This window comes from Pseudomonas alvandae (genome assembly GCF_019141525.1).
Classification (GTDB): Bacteria; Pseudomonadota; Gammaproteobacteria; order Pseudomonadales; family Pseudomonadaceae; genus Aquipseudomonas; species Aquipseudomonas alvandae.
Genome location: NZ_CP077080.1, coordinates 2911270 through 2926028, shown reverse-complemented (window position 1 = coordinate 2926028; position 14759 = coordinate 2911270). Strand labels below are relative to the sequence as shown.

The following is a 14759-nucleotide window of genomic DNA, read 5'->3' as shown; positions in this document are numbered from 1 at the left end:
GGATTTATGGGCGGTCCATCGCTTTACATCATCGACTACATGCTCCATGGCGAGCCCAAGTCTTTCATCATTCGCGCGGAAGTGATGAATAACTCCGAAGCTTGGCATTGGGCCAGTTGCGACGCGGGTGTTGGGCGCATACCCAAATTCGGCAGGGAGAAGGTCAAGCGGGTTTCCAAACCCATGGCAGAGAAATATGGCATTACCGATGTGCGCTGGCGAGCCTCCGTCGCGCCATCCTGGATCAAGGAGTCTGGCTGAATCAAATAAGGTTCCCGGCGCACCGACTGTCCAGTCGTGCGCCGGATTCTTCGACAGATCGCAAATAACTCAACTACGCTTAACTTCAGCATGAGCCGTCATTACCGACGGGCGTCGTGCTGCCCTTTTTTCAAACTTGAATGGAGGTGTGACATGTCCGAAAAAGAGTCCATCACCACCCTGCTCACCTTACTGGAATCGCGCCAGGCGCGACTGACAGCAGCCTGCAAGGAAATCGCCGACTGGGTCGACCACCAGGGCGGACACCCCGCCGCAGTGCGCATCCGCGACCGACTCAATGACATCGAAAAAGATGCCCCTTCGATCCAGAGCGCCTTGTCTTCCCTCAGGCCTGCGGAACGGCCACTGCCCAAGTTTCGCTGATGTGCCACACCGGTTCCCCCTGAACTCCACCGGTTGAAACCCGATGGAACAACGGCATTCCTTTGCCCCTCGATATTGATAGGTATCGATGCAACAGCCGTCAAAAGGGAGAACCACCATGAATGCCAGAGTCCTGCTGCTCATCGCCTGCGCCTGCCCCGCCACCGTCATGGCGCAAGGGTGTGAGGTCGTTAGCCGATCCCAAAGCCAGGCAGTACCGGAAATCGAAACCCGTAGTTGTTACGAGTACGAGGGCGTGCCTTCGCAAGCCATTGGCTGGTCGTGCAGCAACGAAAGCAAGGGTACGTTGAGCACCGAAAAGAAACCCGTCGAGCGTTGCGCCGAGGGCTATGTGGCCACCTGCCAAGCCAGGTTGACCCAAGAAGCCCTGGCCAACCCACACTCCACCAGCAAGGACCCAAGCGCCGGTTCGGCGAATATCCCGGACAACGCGCAGGTCACCTGGTATTACTACGACGCGCAAAAGCTCCAGCAAGCCCGGAAGGATTGCGAGACCACCGGCGGCCAATGGAAAAACCGCTGACCGGGTGGCTCGCTTCGCCTGCGTCAGCCCTTGCTGTGCTCCGGCGATGAAGGCGGATTCTTGACACCTCGCGGCCCGGCCACTCCCCAGATGATCAAGCCCACTACAGGCAAGATGATCAGAAGCAGTGCCCAGCCTGCCTTGGTGCCAGCCGCCTTGTCGCTCCGAAAGACGCTGACGATTGCCCAAAGATCCACAAGCAACAGCAACACCGCGACGGCAATCCAGAAATAACTGGCTAGTTCAGACATGGCCTTAATCCTCTTGTCAGTCTATGGATTAGGCATGGCCGCCGTAGGTCCGTTCAAAGAATCTACCCTGCTGATTGCAATGACGATCGTGCAGCTACAAGCGCTCGTTCAGGTAGTCGACCCATTGCTCATAGGCCTCATGTTGACGCCGAACCGCCTCATCCCAGGCGGTCCCGGACATTTGATGGATACAGATCAGCGCCATCATTTCCGACGTCGCTGCATCGAGCTCGACCAAGAGCTCATGGGATTTGACTTTGAAATCTTCAACGGTGGTCATCTCTCCTCGCTCCCCCACGACGGGGCCGGCCAGTCCACCCAACATTGATGCGTTTTTTCGGCGCTGATTCATTTTTGGCGATGATCGGTCATTGGCGCAGCCTATCCTCCCTGTCCGCCGAACCGTTCGCGAAATAAACGCAGCCTTTTCCCTTGGGCCGCGTTCCTACGGTCATGGGGTAACAAAATCTTTGTTGAACACTTGAATCGAGCAAGGCTCAAATATTGCAGTAATATTGCAATTTAATGACAGTCGAGGTTGGGCGAGGCATGAAAATTCGAGCGACCGTCATCTGTGAAGAAGATCGCCACATCCTGCTGGTGCGTAAACCCGAGCGTCGCTGGGCCCTGCCCGGCGGCACCGTCGAGCGCGGCGAGACCCATGCCGATGCCGCACTCAGGGAGCTGGCGGAAGAAACCGGGCTGAGCGCCGAAAACCTGCTTTATCTGATGCAGTTCAGTGAAGACGGCACCGAGCATCACGTATTCGAAGCTTCGGTCAACGACTCGACAGCGGCCAGGCCACAGAACGAAATCAGCGACTGCGTGTGGCACCCGCTGGAGGCCATCGCCCAGCTGCAGATGAAAAAAGGAATGCGGGAGATACTTGAGGCGTTTCGACGCAGGCTATAGACGTCGTAAAGCACCTTCAGTCATTGCGGACCATCGCCCAAATTGCGGACCAGAAACAAACAAGGGTTTGCATCAGCTTTCGCCCGCAAACCCTTGATTTTAGATGGTGCCCGAAGCCGGAATCGAACCGGCACGCCCTTACGAGCGGGGGATTTTAAGTCCCATGCGTCTACCAGTTTCGCCATTCGGGCGGTAGCGCGGTAAAGCCGCATGAAACTGGCAAATAGTATCTGACAGGCTCGCGGCGGGTACAACAGAGGGGGAAATATATACATCCATCCCCGGTGAAGCAAGGTCGCCATTGCCCTTTTCAAGACAAAACCTTTCATTGCTCCGCAAATAAAAAAGCTCTGTAGATCATGGATCTACAGAGCTTTTTAAAAGTGGAGGCCGAAGTCGGAATCGAACCGGCGTAGGTGGATTTGCAATCCATACACTTTTCTCTGTATTTCAATAGGTTAGCACCGGAAGCGTTCCGCAAGCTACTGATTTTTAACAGGCTACAGACCCCGTCCCGCATGTCTCGCGTTTTCAGTTGCGGAACACTTTTTTGGACCCAGAAGCACGTGGCAGACAGCTCGTCGCCCAATGCTCGCGTTAATCGCGCCGGCTCGATTACTGTATATGCAAACAGTATTAGGCAAGGCATGGTCATGGATCCCTACGAAATCGAAGACACCAGCGACTGGCTGGGCACCCCCACACCTCTGGAGATGTATAAGCACTCCTGCCTCATGCTCGAGAACGAGGTGCAAGAGCTGACCACCCAGTTGCGCAAAGCTCGCCAGGACATCTTCGGCTTGATCGAAATGCACGCCGCTGAAGCCAAGGAATGCGCAAAGCTTCGAGCTGAGCTGAGGGCGGTTCAGAAGACTCTGAGCAACCATTATCTGGAGCACACGACCTTAACGAACGCGGCGAGGTCGAAGATAGCAGGCCAGAGCGCCTTGATTGCCGAGCTATACCACCGGCTCAAGGTATATGAGGGCGACAGCCTGCCTGACGTGATACTCGGGCAATGAGTGAATCTGATCACCTGAGGGGTTCATATGTGCGGACGACTCTCGCAGTACACCGGTATTCACGACTTCGTGGCTGTGTTGAGCATGCCCAATGCCCTGGTCAGCGCCGTCGGCTCCCAGCCCCTGGAGCGGTACAACGGCGCGCCGTCGCAACAGCTCGCTCTGCTCCATCAGGAAGAGGACACGCTGCACGCCGACCTGGTGCGCTGGGGCTGGCGACCGCACTGGGCAAAGGATCGCGCCGCACCTATCAACGCGCGTGTTGAGAAAGTCGCTCACGGGCCGTTCTACCGGCCGATCTGGCCGAACCGCGCCATCACGCCGATCAACAACTGGTTTGAGTGGGTCGATGAGGGAGGCCCGAAAAAGCAACCCTACCTGATCCGTCGGCGGGACCAGGCACCAGTCCTATGCGCGGCCATTGGCCAATTCCCCACAGGCGGCCGGGAGCCGGGCGAGCACGACGGTTTCGTCATCATCACCGCCGACAGCGCGGGCGGCATGGTCGACATTCACGACCGCCGGCCCGTGGTGCTGACGCCAGAGCTTGCCCGCGAATGGCTGGACCCAGCCACGCCGAAGGAACGGGCCGAGCAAATAGCTTTACATCAGGGCGAATCGGCCGAGGCCTTCGAGTGGTTCAAGGTGGACCGCGCCATCGGCAATGTTCGCAACCAGGGTCCGGAGCTGATCAGGCCTATCGCCGACTCACTTCTTTAGCGTAGGACTGGCACGCCCGCAGCGCGATCAGCCCCCGGTCACCGGCGTCGGTGATGGCGATAATTCTTTGAGCATGCGCTGGGTCAAGTTGGGCTCTTGGTCTTCCATGAACCACGCCGCCGGCGCCGGCGGTGGGAGGCACTGCGTTGCAACTGGCTGGATCCTCGGCAAGGAGGACTGACAGCCGGACATCAGCAGTGGCAAGGCGATCGCGCAGGCGATCCTGGTTCGTTTGAGCATCGCTCAGTTCCTTGTGGTGGGTTTGGTCATTGGCGATCAGCCGTTGCTCCAGGGCCAGGCGCCTGCCCTGCTCGGCCTGGACCTGTCCCGCGGCCGCGCTGCTAATTTTGGCGAGGTCGGATAGATGCGCGTTGGTCTGTTCGGCCAGTCGGCCGCTATACCGCCAGTCCTGCACTTTCCATGTCGCGCTGATCACCAGGATCAACGCCACGGCCACACCGGCGATCAGCAGCTTCAGGCTGGCGGGATTCATGGCACGTCCTTGAAGAAGATGTGGTTGCCCAGGCGGAAAGTCTGGGTCGCGTCTTTGATCCAGGCCGGCGGCTTCGGCATCGTGGTCGCGTAGTAGTGGGTCGCGCCGTTGGTGATGTCAGCCTCGGCGCCGGAGATAACTAGATCCGCCGCACGCTGCGCCTGGGCGAACTGCGTCGGCGGAATCTCCTTGGCGCCGCTCAGGTAGGGATAGTTCGGGTCGTTCTTGTTCCAGCAGCTGAACTGGTACGGCTTCAGGCAGACGTCGGCATAGCCTTCTCCCCACCAAGATCGGTCCTTGCCATCGTTCACGCGGTTGCGGATCACACAGGCCACGGCCACCTGGCCGGCGAAACCTTCGCCGCGGGCTTCGCCCCACAACGTGCGCCCGAGGATGTCGCGGTCCTTTTCGGTCGGTGCCATAACTTTTTCTCCAGGAAAAATCGCCCGCTCTCGCGGTTCGCTCTTGCTAAGTCGATGATGATTAAGCTGATGGCGTGCTCAGCCGATATGTACCTCATCTGGTACAATCGACCGATTTACCTACCATTGGGATATGTGCTGTGGAAAAACGAAGGATCGAGGCTGTTGATTACTTACGCGGCTGTATGGCGCTGGCAATCATGTTCTATCACTTTATCGGATGGAGCTCCGGCGTCCCCGACGGAAACACCGTGCTTGGCCGCCTCGGGGTATATGGTGTTTCGATTTTCTACATCCTCAGCGGCATGTCACTCTATGTTGCTTACAACAATGTCTCTTGGGACAAGAGAGAAATATTGACATTTTGGAAGCGTCGAATACTCCGGATCGCTCCACTATACTGGGTTGCTTGTATAGCTGTTCTAGTCCTATTGAAGGGATATAAAAATCGCTCATTTGAAACCATTATCGAAAACCTGACATTAACATTCAGCTTCCTCGACTATTCGAATTACATCCCAACCGGCGGATGGTCAATCGGAAATGAAATCTGCTTCTACATCGTCTTCCCCATCCTTCTTGCCTCAGCAAAAAATATTTATGCATTTACATCACTATGCATAGTGCTGTTTGCTGCTTACTTACAGTTCGCTTTTTTCACATTGAGCGATGATTCCTCCCTGGTGATACAATGGAAATTGTATATTCACCCGTTAAATCAGGCATTCTTATTTGCGGGTGGCATCATCCTCGCCAAGGTAAGCAGCCACGCTCGGCATTCTACGCTTCCACGCTCAGCGTACATTGCGCTTTTTTTTCTTAGTTTAAGCGGACTGTTCCTGTATGGAGATACTCCTAGCGGAATAAACCTAGTAACCTCGACGAATCGCTTAGTATTCACCGTGTTTAGCCTTGCAGCTTGCTATGCTTGTTTCAATCTGAACGCCGCTGGAAAAAGCTGGTTCGAGAAAGTGCTAAAGCACCTTGGCAATATATCCTATTCTGTTTACATGCTGCACGGCTTTCTGTTTTTCTATCTGCAAAAGCATTTATATAAAGGTTTTGTTAAAAACCTCACCTTATCTCAGTTCGCTTTTTTCATAGTAGTGCCGATAGTAATAATCGCAGCCACTTACTGCTTCAGAAAGATCGAAACGCCATTTATTAGACTAGGGAAAATAACCTCAGGCCCATTTAAAGAGCGACTAAAAACGGCGTTCTCTCGCCCAGCAGCTCGCACTGATTAACAACCCGCTGTAGTTTTATCGGTAGGCATGATGGATAATCTTAAGCGTCATGCCTACCCAAGGGGGGGGGGGGTTATCATTGCGCAAGGGAACCAACACCGTCTGGCTCGCGCCCCATGTATTCAGTGTTAACGACCCACTCGTCCCTATCTTGCTCATGCAAGGTTGATTGCTCGTCCGCATAATCCAGACTAACAACCCAGTATGGCGCGCCATCAGGGACAACTTGACTAGCCAATGCAAACATATCTGTCTGTGGATCAGCAGCCCGCAAAATGCTCACAGGCCGATCAGCGCGCTGAAAAAAAACAATCATTTCCATGAAATAACCACCTTCAGTTAGTTAGCTGAGAACACAGCGACGTCGATATTTGCAAAGTCTGTTCTGGACGTTGCGGAAGCCGAAGTAGAAATACTCACAGACGTAGTGCTCCTTGCATATACGCCCACGCAACTGATCCCAGTAATTGGTGCGGAAGTAGTGGTGCCGGACGCCACAGCGGCGTAATTTGCATCAGATTCAGGAGTGCTGAACATCAGTGTGTAGTCGCCCACCCCGTTATCTATAACGGAAGAGAATCCCGAGGCGCTTCTGATGGCCGGCGTTCCGGTTCCGTTGAAATTGCACCATGCCTTAACCCGGTTCCCAGCAGGGAAAGCGGCTTTCAGCTTTTTTGGCGTGACGATGGTTGCGTCATCAACACCTGCGTTCGTTAAAGCTTGTGTTGCGACCTTGGCTACGCCAGTGACCGTTTCAGTTGCCAGCGTGGCGGAGTCGATAAAAGAGCTCCAAGCAGACCACGACCCGCCATTGTAAGCTCGCTTGTAAGCCACTCTGGTGGAAATATCGATGCAACTTTGCGACTTACCGGCAGTGCCGCCGGCCCCCCTTGTTTCACCAAAGACGATGCCGATACCAGGGCTATTGGCCGCGCCAGGAGCCGCATAAAAATAACCCGGACCAGCGTTGTTCAGATCCGTGACCAGGGTGGAGTCGCCCAGGCCGTATGCCGCCTTCAGGCCTGCAGGCGTAATCGCTCGCAGCGCATCGGCACCTGCCTGGATTTCTGCGTCTGTGGCAATTTCGATAATGCCCGCTCTTGTATCAGTAGCCGTTCGCGATGCGAGTCCTGCAGGTGTTACGGCTCGAACAGTATCGGTGCCAGTCTGGGTCTCCAAGCTAGTTGCGAGCTCAACGAGCCCTTTTTCCGTGGTCGATGCATCGGGCGGCGAGCCAGGAATCGCAGCGGAAATCTTCAAGTTCAACGCCGCCAAGAGCTGCGCGTTGTTGTCCTCGTCCGGAGTCAGCCCGGCGGACTCAATGACGTTCAAAATTTCCTCAGTGACAGCGTTGCCCCATTGAGCAGGGATCAACGAACCAGGGGTTCCCGCTACCACATCTTCGTCAACAAATTCGCCATCGACTAGGCCGACACTCGGTACGCTTTTCGGAAAGTCCACGCTTTATCCCTCAGTTGTAATTTATCTGTACGACGGTGTGCGCCGGTGCCGCGCGCCGGATCTGGCATTCGAGCGGGTTGCCTGGATTCACGCCGAAGCGCTCGCCCCAATAACTCGCGCCGAAACGCCGGCCCTGCCGTTGGCGGCCCCCGGTGTTCAGGGTCCACATGAACTGGGCGCTCCATCCACCAAAGCGCGCCACGCCAAAACGAGAACGCCCCATTCGGGGCGCTCGGTGTTCGGTAATGGTGGCGTCGGGGTAGCCCTGGCTGACGGCTATGTCGATGAAATAGGAGATGCTTTGCCCGCCCACCTCGACGAGCCGCCGACGAACCGCCAGGCGCCTATCCTCAAACGCGGGGTTCAGGCCCAGGCAAGGATCAGGTAGGCCCATGATCGCCTCCCAATCGGGCACCAGCTCGCTCACGTCGGCGGGGTCCATCTCGTTAAGCAAGTCCACTGCACGGGCATCGAGCCGGGCGAACTCCTGCGACACGCCAGAGAGAACCAGCGCGATTTCCGGCACCAGTTCGGGATCCCAGGCAGGGCCGGGCGGCAGCAGGCCACTCAGTTGCTGCCGATACTGATCGGCAGTTCGGGCTACAGCCATGTGATGCCTCCGAAGGTGAGCAACTGGTTGATGCCCGCCGGCACGTCGGCCACAGGTGATACAAGGTCGTGGTCCGTTTCGCCGGCCGCGCCGCTGATGGCCTGGGCGATGTGCGTCAGCAGCAAGGTTTCACCCAGGCCGGCCTCACGATCGTGCAGGTCAATCAATTGGGCCTGGATGGCCGCGCGAATGGCCGTGGTGTCCGGCACCGGGTGAATGCTGTAGGCCACCGGCACCTCAACGGGCGCCAGCACGTACAGTTCAGCCGTCACAGGGCGAAGCGGCTCGATGTAGGCCATCACCTCGGCAAGCTGGGCAGGATTGGGCACTGGCACGTCGTCACCGTCTCGCATGACGAACAGGCCCACCGTTCCGGGTCCGACGTAGTTGCCTCGGCACCAGGCCCGGGTAACGCCTGGCACCTCAAGCGCCCAGGTTTCGTAATCTGCCGCCGACCCGCCGTGCGGGATGACGCGGTACGAGCGAATGACCCGGGCACGAAGCGACTCGATGCTCTCTTGCGCGATGCCGCCAGTGAGCCCAGGCGCCAGCACCGTGAAGCTGTTGGTAACGCCTGCCACGGGCTGAACCAGGGTAAGGGCCAGGCCGGTATCCGCGTTGCCCAAGGTTCCGGCGTCTACCGCTTCCACCGCCACGGTATTGAGTCCCGCAACGGTGGTGACGTTTGTGGTTACCCGGTAGGTACGACCGTCCGCTGCCTGGAGCACGGTTTCAGCATCAACCACGGCGCCCGCTACAGCGGTGAACGAAGCCGTCCCCGACGCAGGCTGCGCCGGGTTTCTCGGCTGGGTCAGGCGCAACTGGGCAATCCGCTCCAGTGTTTCTTCGTCCGCCCGGTCGGGCAGGATCTGTTCGGCGATCCAATCCAAATAGCCGTACAGGCCATAAGCGGTACCGGCCAACGTCCGCGCCAGCACCTGGGCATCCGAACGGCGAAGCGTGTCGCTGGCAAGGTCGCTCTGGGTGCGATCGACCAGCACCGGCAGCGAGGGCGTTTCAAACGGCATAGATCACCTGCCATGTCGGGGTGGATGGGATTTCCAGGCGCGTGCCGTCCGCAATGGTCAGGACCACACCGAGGTTCAATCGGTTGGTATCCGCCCTGTTGCTGCTGATGGAAACGTCCAGGACATGCCCGTCATCAATCAGCCAGCGCAGCGCCTCGGCGGCATAGAACTCCGCGTCACGCTGCGTGGCGTCGGTGAGCTTGACCCGGCGCAGCAACCAGAGGCGCGAGCCGATGCGGTCGTCGGCGATGGCCGGGTAACTGTCGCCCCACCAGCCGTACAACTGGTCATCGTCTACCGGGTCATCGGTATCAGCGCGGCGCCAGGTGTACAGGCTGATCACCACCGCCCGAATCAGCGCGGATTCAACGGAAGGTTGAGTAAGCATCATCCCCCCGCAGCGGGCGCGCCGCTTTGTCCGCTACCGGCCTGGACACCGGTGTGTACGTGGTTGATCTGGCTGATGCCACCGGCCAGCTGGTCGCCTACAGAAACAATCTGGCCGGTCTGGTTGATCACCGGCGTTTCGAAATTCACCGCCGTCGTGGCCTTGATGTTCAGCGTGCCGGTTTCGATGTCGATAATCCGGCCGCGCTTGAAGTGGATCTTGTCGCCCTCATCGGTGTAGATCGCGACTTCGCCGGGCTTCATGGACTGGATCCGGTACCGGCGATCAGCCGCGACCAGCACCACAGCGTGGGAGCGGTCGCCGCCGATAAAGGCGGTCAGCACCTCGGCGCCAGCCAGCGGGTTGCTGGTGAAGCCGTAGGGCTCGAAGTGCTCGGCGTTGTCCTTCAGTTCGCCGGCGGTGAGGCGCATCTGCAAGGACTGCATTTTCTTCAGGGCGTCGACGAGCACCACGGTGCCGCGGGCCAGCATGTTTTTCACGGTCATTGTTTTGGCTCGTAGTCGGCTGGAATCAGGTATTCGAAGTTGTCGGCCTTGCCGCCCTTCTTCAGCTTGCGGTTCTTGTGCGGGTCATGCGGTTCCGGCTCGTAGCTGTCCGGCGGCCCGACTTCCATTTTCGTGATCATGCCGCCCTCGGTCAGGGTGTAGGTCACCCGAGCGATCAGCATCCAACGGTCGAAACCGATGATGGGGTCGATCACGCGCACCAGGGTGTTGTGCTTCCAAAGCGCCCCGTTGGTTTGGCGCCAGCCCTGAACGGTGTAGGTGGTGGTCAGCGCCTTGCCCATACGGGTGCCGCGCTCCCAGTTGGCCCGGGCCTGCGCAAGCTCGCTGGTCATCTGCCCAGACTCTTGAATGATCAGCACCCGCTTACGGGTGGTTCGCTCATCGGTCAGCACCGCCGACACTTCGGCAGCCGCCTCCCCAAACTCATCGTCCGTGCCCGAGCGCTGGCCGAGCACCTGGTATTCGGAGAACACTCCGGAGAAATCCAGCGGCGCGCTACCGGTGAGGATGTTCTTGCCGACCTCCAGATGATCGAAGGACCGGCCTTCACTTCCTGGCCGGGCTAGCACGGCCATGCCGCGCGCATCGTCGGTGGAGAACACCCGGAACAGCGTCAGCAAACGGTCGATGGATTCGAAGGCCGTCTCGCCTGGCTCGATGGTGTGGTCCGACAGCTTCGCGCCTTCGGGAATCTCGGTGCGCACGGATATCCCATACGGCGCCGCCAGCGCCCTGACGATGGTGAGCACGCTCTGGTTGTTCCACTGGCCCGGCTTGTTCACGGCCGCGCAGTCCACCAGGTCGGCAGTCAACGACCGGCCGCTGATGGTCGTTGTGATTTGCTGGTGGTCGTAGTCGATCGGCGAGGAAAACACCCAGCCAGTCAGCACCAGGTCGCCGCCGATACGCACATGGCACTTGGCACCCTGCCGGATCGGTACCGCGACGTTCTGCCCAGGCCATTTCCAGGTGATGCTCAGGGTGAATGACCTGGCCTGATCCTCGAGCCCAGCGGTGATCTCAACCGATTTCCAGCCGGAGTAATCCAGACCGTCAACCGCTAGGCTGACGGTGTTCTGATCTTCGGTCATGTTTACCTCTGGGCGATTTTGATCGATGCCGCCGGAACAAAGCCCGGATGACGGATGCGATTGCGCTGCACGACTTCTGCCGAGCGGGTGGCATCGCCGAAGCGCTGGTAAGCCAGCACCAGGGCCGACATGGTTTCGGGCGGCGTGACGTCAACCAGCCGCACCCCAGACTCGGCAACCGCCGTCAGGTGTTTCACCAGGGTCTGGCGCAGCGTGTTCATCACGACGTAATGAGCGGGGTCGGCTTTCAGCGATGCTTCAAAAATCGCGTCACTGAGGCTGTCTCGCAGCTGCAGCACGTCGTCCGCCACGGGCACCTCTGGCCGAACCACTGGCAAGATGGCCTGCTGCTCAACGCTGGGCGTCGAACCGCTGGAGACAGGCTGCGAGGCGATGGGCATTTCACTGATGATCAGCGCCATCTGAACCAGCAGCGCGTCCTGTACCAGATTTGCGGTGGCCTGGGCCGCGGCTGCCGAGTCGATGCCGCCGGACTGGCTCACAGTGTTGATGGCTGTCACTGCCTCGGTTTGCTGGGTGGTGGTGGCCACCGCATTCTTGTAGCTCGAACTGGTGTCAGCGAAAGCGCTGTCCTGCAACGAAAAGTCGTTGAAGTAGCTGGAGAACAGCGACGACAGCGCCCCTGGCGAGTTCATCAACGACTGGGCGAACCCCGTCAGGTTGGTGAATACCCCAACGAAAGGGGCGAACTGTTGCTGGATGACCGCGTAGACGTTCGACAGGCTATTGCGCAGGCGGAGCAGGCCCAGGCGGGCCTGATCAACCTTCGCCATTGCCTGCTTGTACCGCTCCAAGGCCGATCCCAGCATGCTGTCCGACGCTTTCACCACCTGCTGCTGGCTGTTCACCTTGGCCGTCGGGAACGTCAGCGGTTTGTCCGGGTAGAACGTCAGGTCAAAGCTGACCATGCCGCCGGCGGTGAGCTCGTGAGACAAGTTGCAGTCGCCTACCTTTACCTGCATGCGCCCAAGCCAGGGGTGAACCAGTTCGCCTGGGCCGGGGGTGTCCAACGCCTCCAGCAGTTTGTCGCGCCGCTCGAAGCAATCGTCACCGATCACCCACGCGGTCATGGTGTGGATCTGGGCTTGCTTGCCTAGCTGTTCGAAGTAAGGATTGTCCCGCTGGGGGTATTCGTGAAGCTGCCCTTTTTGGCCGACCGGCACCGACGCCCGAGGGATCAAAAAACTGATCCCTCGGAACGACGCCGGCAACAGCTCTTTGCGCCAATCGCGTGCCATGCTCTACCCCTTCATGACGCCCACGGTACGGGTACCGACGTTGGGCTTGATGTTCAGCCCCGGCTGGTTGGTTTTCGGCTGCTCGATCGTGGTGCCCGGCGGTGCGCCGTTCAGGTTGATGTTGAGTTCGCCGTTGAGCTTTTGCCCGTTGGTGGCAGCGGTCTGCTGTAGGAGCTGGTTGTTGCTGATGCCGAACGCCTGATTGTTCATGGCCTGGCGGGCGGCGGCCGATTGAGCGGCATCCGCCATCAGCAGCTCACCGGTACCACCACCAGCGCCCGCGTTGCGTTTCTGCTGGGCTTCGGTGAAGGCGTTCACTTTGTCGGTGGCGGTTTGGATGATGCCTTCGCCGCCCTCCCCGCCGCCGAACCACTTCATGATCGGCTCGATGATGGGGCGCAGCTTTTCCCAGAGCTGCTGGAACCAGGCGGTGATGGGCGCCCAGTTGTTGATGATCATCCCCAGCGGCGACCAGTCGAACATGGTCTTGAGGAAGTCCATCACCGGTGTTGAAAGCGCCCGTAGCAGATCCCACAGCGCGCCGAAGAAAGTCGTAAGAGGCCCCCAGTTCTCGGCGATGCGCCCTAGGGGCGTCCATGCTGCAAAAGCTTTGAACCATTCCCACGCCGCCAGAACCGGCTGCCGAATCTTCTCCCAGAGTTGTTCGAAGTACGGAGCAACGACCGACCAATTAGCAATCAGAATCCCGGCGGCGAGAGCGATCCCCCGGACGAGTAAGCCAACCGGTGACAGCGCCATGACAGCACTCAAGATTTTGGTAGCCACTACCGCACCCATAACGGCAACGCGCAATACACCGAAGGCGATGCCCGCCGCCAACACGCCCTTGATCAAGCCGGGATGTTGCGCCGCGAGCGACGACAAGCCGGAAACCAGCGGACCGATCAACGTCATGACGTCGTTGAATGGTGGTAATAGCGCGGCCCCCACCTCGACGCCCAACCGCGTGACCTTGTTTGTCAGCAGTTGCATGGCGTTGGCGGTGGTTTTGGAGCGGGCGGTGAATTCTGCCTCCATGGACCCGGCGAATTTGCCGTCCTTGCCTACTGCGCCGAAACTCTTCTTCAGAAGATCGAGGTTGGTCAAGAGGGGCGCGATTGCGGACACCGATTCGGTACCAAACAGCTCAGTAAGCAGGCCGGCCTGCTTGGCAGGATCGACTTTGGCGATGCGCGCAAGCACATCCTCAATCGTGCCTTGAGCATCTTTCTGCATGCTCTGGGCGACTTGCTTCACATCCAGGCGTAGCGATTTGAAAGCCTGGGCCTGTTGTTTAGTGGCCGAACCGCCTTTTGTCAGCGCCAGCATGAAGTTCTTCATGCCGGTAGCGGCGACTTCGCTGGGCACCCCAACACCCGCCAGGGTTGCACCCATTGCCGCGATCTGCCCGGACGCGAGTCCAGCTATTGCACCGAGCGGACCGATACGGGTCACGATGTCGGAAATCTGCGCAGCCGAAGAAGGCCCGATGTTGCTCAGGTAGTTGATCTGGTCCGCCAACTTGACCACTTCAGGCTGGGTCAGTTTGAAGGACGTCCGCCACTTCGCCATCATGTCGCCCGACTGCTCGGCGGTCTGATCGAAAGCGATACCCATCTTCACCGCGTCTTCGGCGAACTGCTTCAACTCACCCGCGGCGAAGCCGGCCTGACCGCCAGCCGCAACGATTGCGGCAATGCCAGTAGCCGCCATCGGCAGCCGCTCCGACATGTCCAGGACGTCCTGGCCCATCTGCTCGAATTGCTTGGGTGTTTCGAAGGTGACGACCTTTCGAACGTCGGCCATGGCCGTTTCGAATTCCATCGCTGCTTTTGCGCCAGCAATGAATGGCGCAGCGAAAGCCCCGCCCTGGACCAGGTCCTTGAACCCGATATTCCCCAGACCTGAACTGTTCATCTGCTTGCGGAAACCCGCAACGTTTTTGCGAATGCCCGCCAGCGTCGGCGACAGCTTGTCGACGCCGGTGATCAACGCCTTGAGCTGGAACTTGTCCGCCATCACTGCACCTGCTGGGCTGCGTTAATTCGTTGGGCGTGCTCCAGGGATTCGCGGAGCACATCAAGTGGCCTGGCCATCATCTGTTCGGGGTCAACCTTCCAGAACCAGGCCAGGTCATAG

Annotated in this window: 20 protein-coding genes and 1 tRNA gene; 8 read left to right on the top strand and 13 right to left on the bottom strand. The window is 58.8% G+C overall.

All coding sequences use genetic code 11. The annotated features are described in order from the left end of the window. The first annotated feature begins 6 nt into the window (after positions 1-6). From KSS97_RS13150 to KSS97_RS13140, 3 genes are all read left to right on the top strand, one after another. Positions 7-261: a DUF6555 family protein gene (locus tag KSS97_RS13150; protein WP_003181556.1), complete on the top strand. Its 255-nt coding sequence runs from the start codon at positions 7-9 to the stop codon at positions 259-261. A 153-nt stretch (positions 262-414) separates the two neighbouring features. Next, complete coding sequence (locus KSS97_RS13145) at positions 415-645, top strand: hypothetical protein (protein ID WP_030142538.1); 231 nt, start codon at positions 415-417, stop codon at positions 643-645. Between the two features lie 118 nt (positions 646-763). Continuing rightward, on the top strand, positions 764-1189 hold the full coding sequence (locus KSS97_RS13140) for a hypothetical protein (protein WP_217861847.1): 426 nt from the start codon (positions 764-766) through the stop codon (positions 1187-1189). 23 nt (positions 1190-1212) lie between these two features. On the opposite strand, the gene KSS97_RS13135 is transcribed toward KSS97_RS13140, so the two are convergent. Continuing rightward, on the bottom strand, positions 1213-1440 hold the full coding sequence (locus tag KSS97_RS13135; RefSeq protein WP_198796984.1) for a PLD nuclease N-terminal domain-containing protein: 228 nt from the start codon (positions 1438-1440) through the stop codon (positions 1213-1215). Between the two features lie 34 nt (positions 1441-1474). On the opposite strand from KSS97_RS13135, the gene KSS97_RS28615 reads away from it, so the two are divergent. Together KSS97_RS28615 and KSS97_RS13125 are read left to right on the top strand one after the other, a co-directional pair. Further along, the gene (locus KSS97_RS28615) at positions 1475-1768 is read left to right on the top strand and encodes a hypothetical protein (protein ID WP_187293368.1); all 294 of its coding nucleotides are present in this window, start codon (positions 1475-1477) and stop codon (positions 1766-1768) included. Between the two features lie 221 nt (positions 1769-1989). Beyond that, positions 1990-2352, top strand: coding sequence for an NUDIX hydrolase (locus KSS97_RS13125; protein WP_217861846.1), 363 nt, complete (start codon positions 1990-1992; stop codon positions 2350-2352). Between the two features lie 104 nt (positions 2353-2456). Here KSS97_RS13125 and KSS97_RS13120 read toward each other — a convergent pair. Further along, positions 2457-2543: transfer RNA gene (locus tag KSS97_RS13120), tRNA-Leu, on the bottom strand. Between the two features lie 462 nt (positions 2544-3005). Here KSS97_RS13120 and KSS97_RS13115 point away from each other — a divergent pair. Next, positions 3006-3374 (top strand): hypothetical protein, encoded by a 369-nt coding sequence (locus KSS97_RS13115; protein WP_217861845.1) that lies wholly within the window; start codon positions 3006-3008, stop codon positions 3372-3374. Positions 3375-3401: 27 nt separating this feature from the next. Next, entirely contained in the window at positions 3402-4094 is a 693-nt protein-coding gene (locus tag KSS97_RS13110) for an SOS response-associated peptidase family protein (RefSeq protein WP_217861844.1), read from the top strand. On the opposite strand, the gene KSS97_RS13105 is transcribed toward KSS97_RS13110, so the two are convergent. Both KSS97_RS13105 and KSS97_RS13100 read right to left on the bottom strand, forming a co-directional pair. Next, positions 4072-4587 carry a lysis system i-spanin subunit Rz gene (locus KSS97_RS13105; RefSeq protein ID WP_217861843.1) on the bottom strand — a complete coding sequence of 172 codons (516 nt, stop codon included), beginning with the start codon at positions 4585-4587 and terminating at the stop codon, positions 4072-4074. The two genes, KSS97_RS13110 and KSS97_RS13105, sit on opposite strands and share 23 nt — an antisense overlap. After that, positions 4584-5009, bottom strand: coding sequence for a cell wall hydrolase (locus KSS97_RS13100; RefSeq protein WP_217861842.1), 426 nt, complete (start codon positions 5007-5009; stop codon positions 4584-4586). Before KSS97_RS13100 ends, KSS97_RS13105 begins: the two co-directional genes overlap by 4 nt. Positions 5010-5149: 140 nt before the next feature. Between KSS97_RS13100 and KSS97_RS13095 the strand changes: the two genes are divergently transcribed. After that, positions 5150-6256: an acyltransferase family protein gene (locus KSS97_RS13095; RefSeq protein ID WP_217861841.1), complete on the top strand. Its 1107-nt coding sequence runs from the start codon at positions 5150-5152 to the stop codon at positions 6254-6256. Positions 6257-6332: 76 nt separating this feature from the next. Here the strand turns inward: KSS97_RS13095 and KSS97_RS13090 are convergent, their stop codons facing one another. From KSS97_RS13090 to KSS97_RS13050, 9 genes are read right to left on the bottom strand one after another with little or no spacing between them, the layout of a single operon-like run. Further along, a complete protein-coding gene (locus KSS97_RS13090; RefSeq protein WP_217861840.1) occupies positions 6333-6578 on the bottom strand; it encodes a hypothetical protein in 246 nt (81 codons plus the stop codon). A gap of 17 nt (positions 6579-6595) precedes the next feature. After that, the gene (locus KSS97_RS28365; RefSeq protein WP_225936104.1) at positions 6596-7717 is read right to left on the bottom strand and encodes a hypothetical protein; all 1122 of its coding nucleotides are present in this window, start codon (positions 7715-7717) and stop codon (positions 6596-6598) included. Between the two features lie 10 nt (positions 7718-7727). Continuing rightward, on the bottom strand, positions 7728-8327 hold the full coding sequence (locus KSS97_RS13080; RefSeq protein ID WP_217861839.1) for a YmfQ family protein: 600 nt from the start codon (positions 8325-8327) through the stop codon (positions 7728-7730). Next, the gene (locus KSS97_RS13075; protein WP_217861838.1) at positions 8318-9355 is read right to left on the bottom strand and encodes a baseplate J/gp47 family protein; all 1038 of its coding nucleotides are present in this window, start codon (positions 9353-9355) and stop codon (positions 8318-8320) included. Before KSS97_RS13075 ends, KSS97_RS13080 begins: the two co-directional genes overlap by 10 nt. Then, on the bottom strand, positions 9345-9743 hold the full coding sequence (locus KSS97_RS13070; protein WP_217861837.1) for a phage GP46 family protein: 399 nt from the start codon (positions 9741-9743) through the stop codon (positions 9345-9347). The genes KSS97_RS13075 and KSS97_RS13070 overlap by 11 nt, the downstream gene beginning before the upstream one ends. After that, positions 9743-10249, bottom strand: coding sequence for a phage baseplate assembly protein V (locus KSS97_RS13065; protein ID WP_217861836.1), 507 nt, complete (start codon positions 10247-10249; stop codon positions 9743-9745). Before KSS97_RS13065 ends, KSS97_RS13070 begins: the two co-directional genes overlap by 1 nt. Beyond that, on the bottom strand, positions 10246-11361 hold the full coding sequence (locus KSS97_RS13060; RefSeq protein WP_217861835.1) for a phage baseplate assembly protein: 1116 nt from the start codon (positions 11359-11361) through the stop codon (positions 10246-10248). Before KSS97_RS13060 ends, KSS97_RS13065 begins: the two co-directional genes overlap by 4 nt. A 2-nt stretch (positions 11362-11363) precedes the next feature. Continuing rightward, on the bottom strand, positions 11364-12620 hold the full coding sequence (locus KSS97_RS13055; protein ID WP_217861834.1) for a DNA circularization protein: 1257 nt from the start codon (positions 12618-12620) through the stop codon (positions 11364-11366). A gap of 3 nt (positions 12621-12623) precedes the next feature. After that, positions 12624-14639 (bottom strand): phage tail tape measure protein, encoded by a 2016-nt coding sequence (locus KSS97_RS13050; protein ID WP_217861833.1) that lies wholly within the window; start codon positions 14637-14639, stop codon positions 12624-12626. Between the last annotated feature and the right edge of the window lie 120 nt (positions 14640-14759).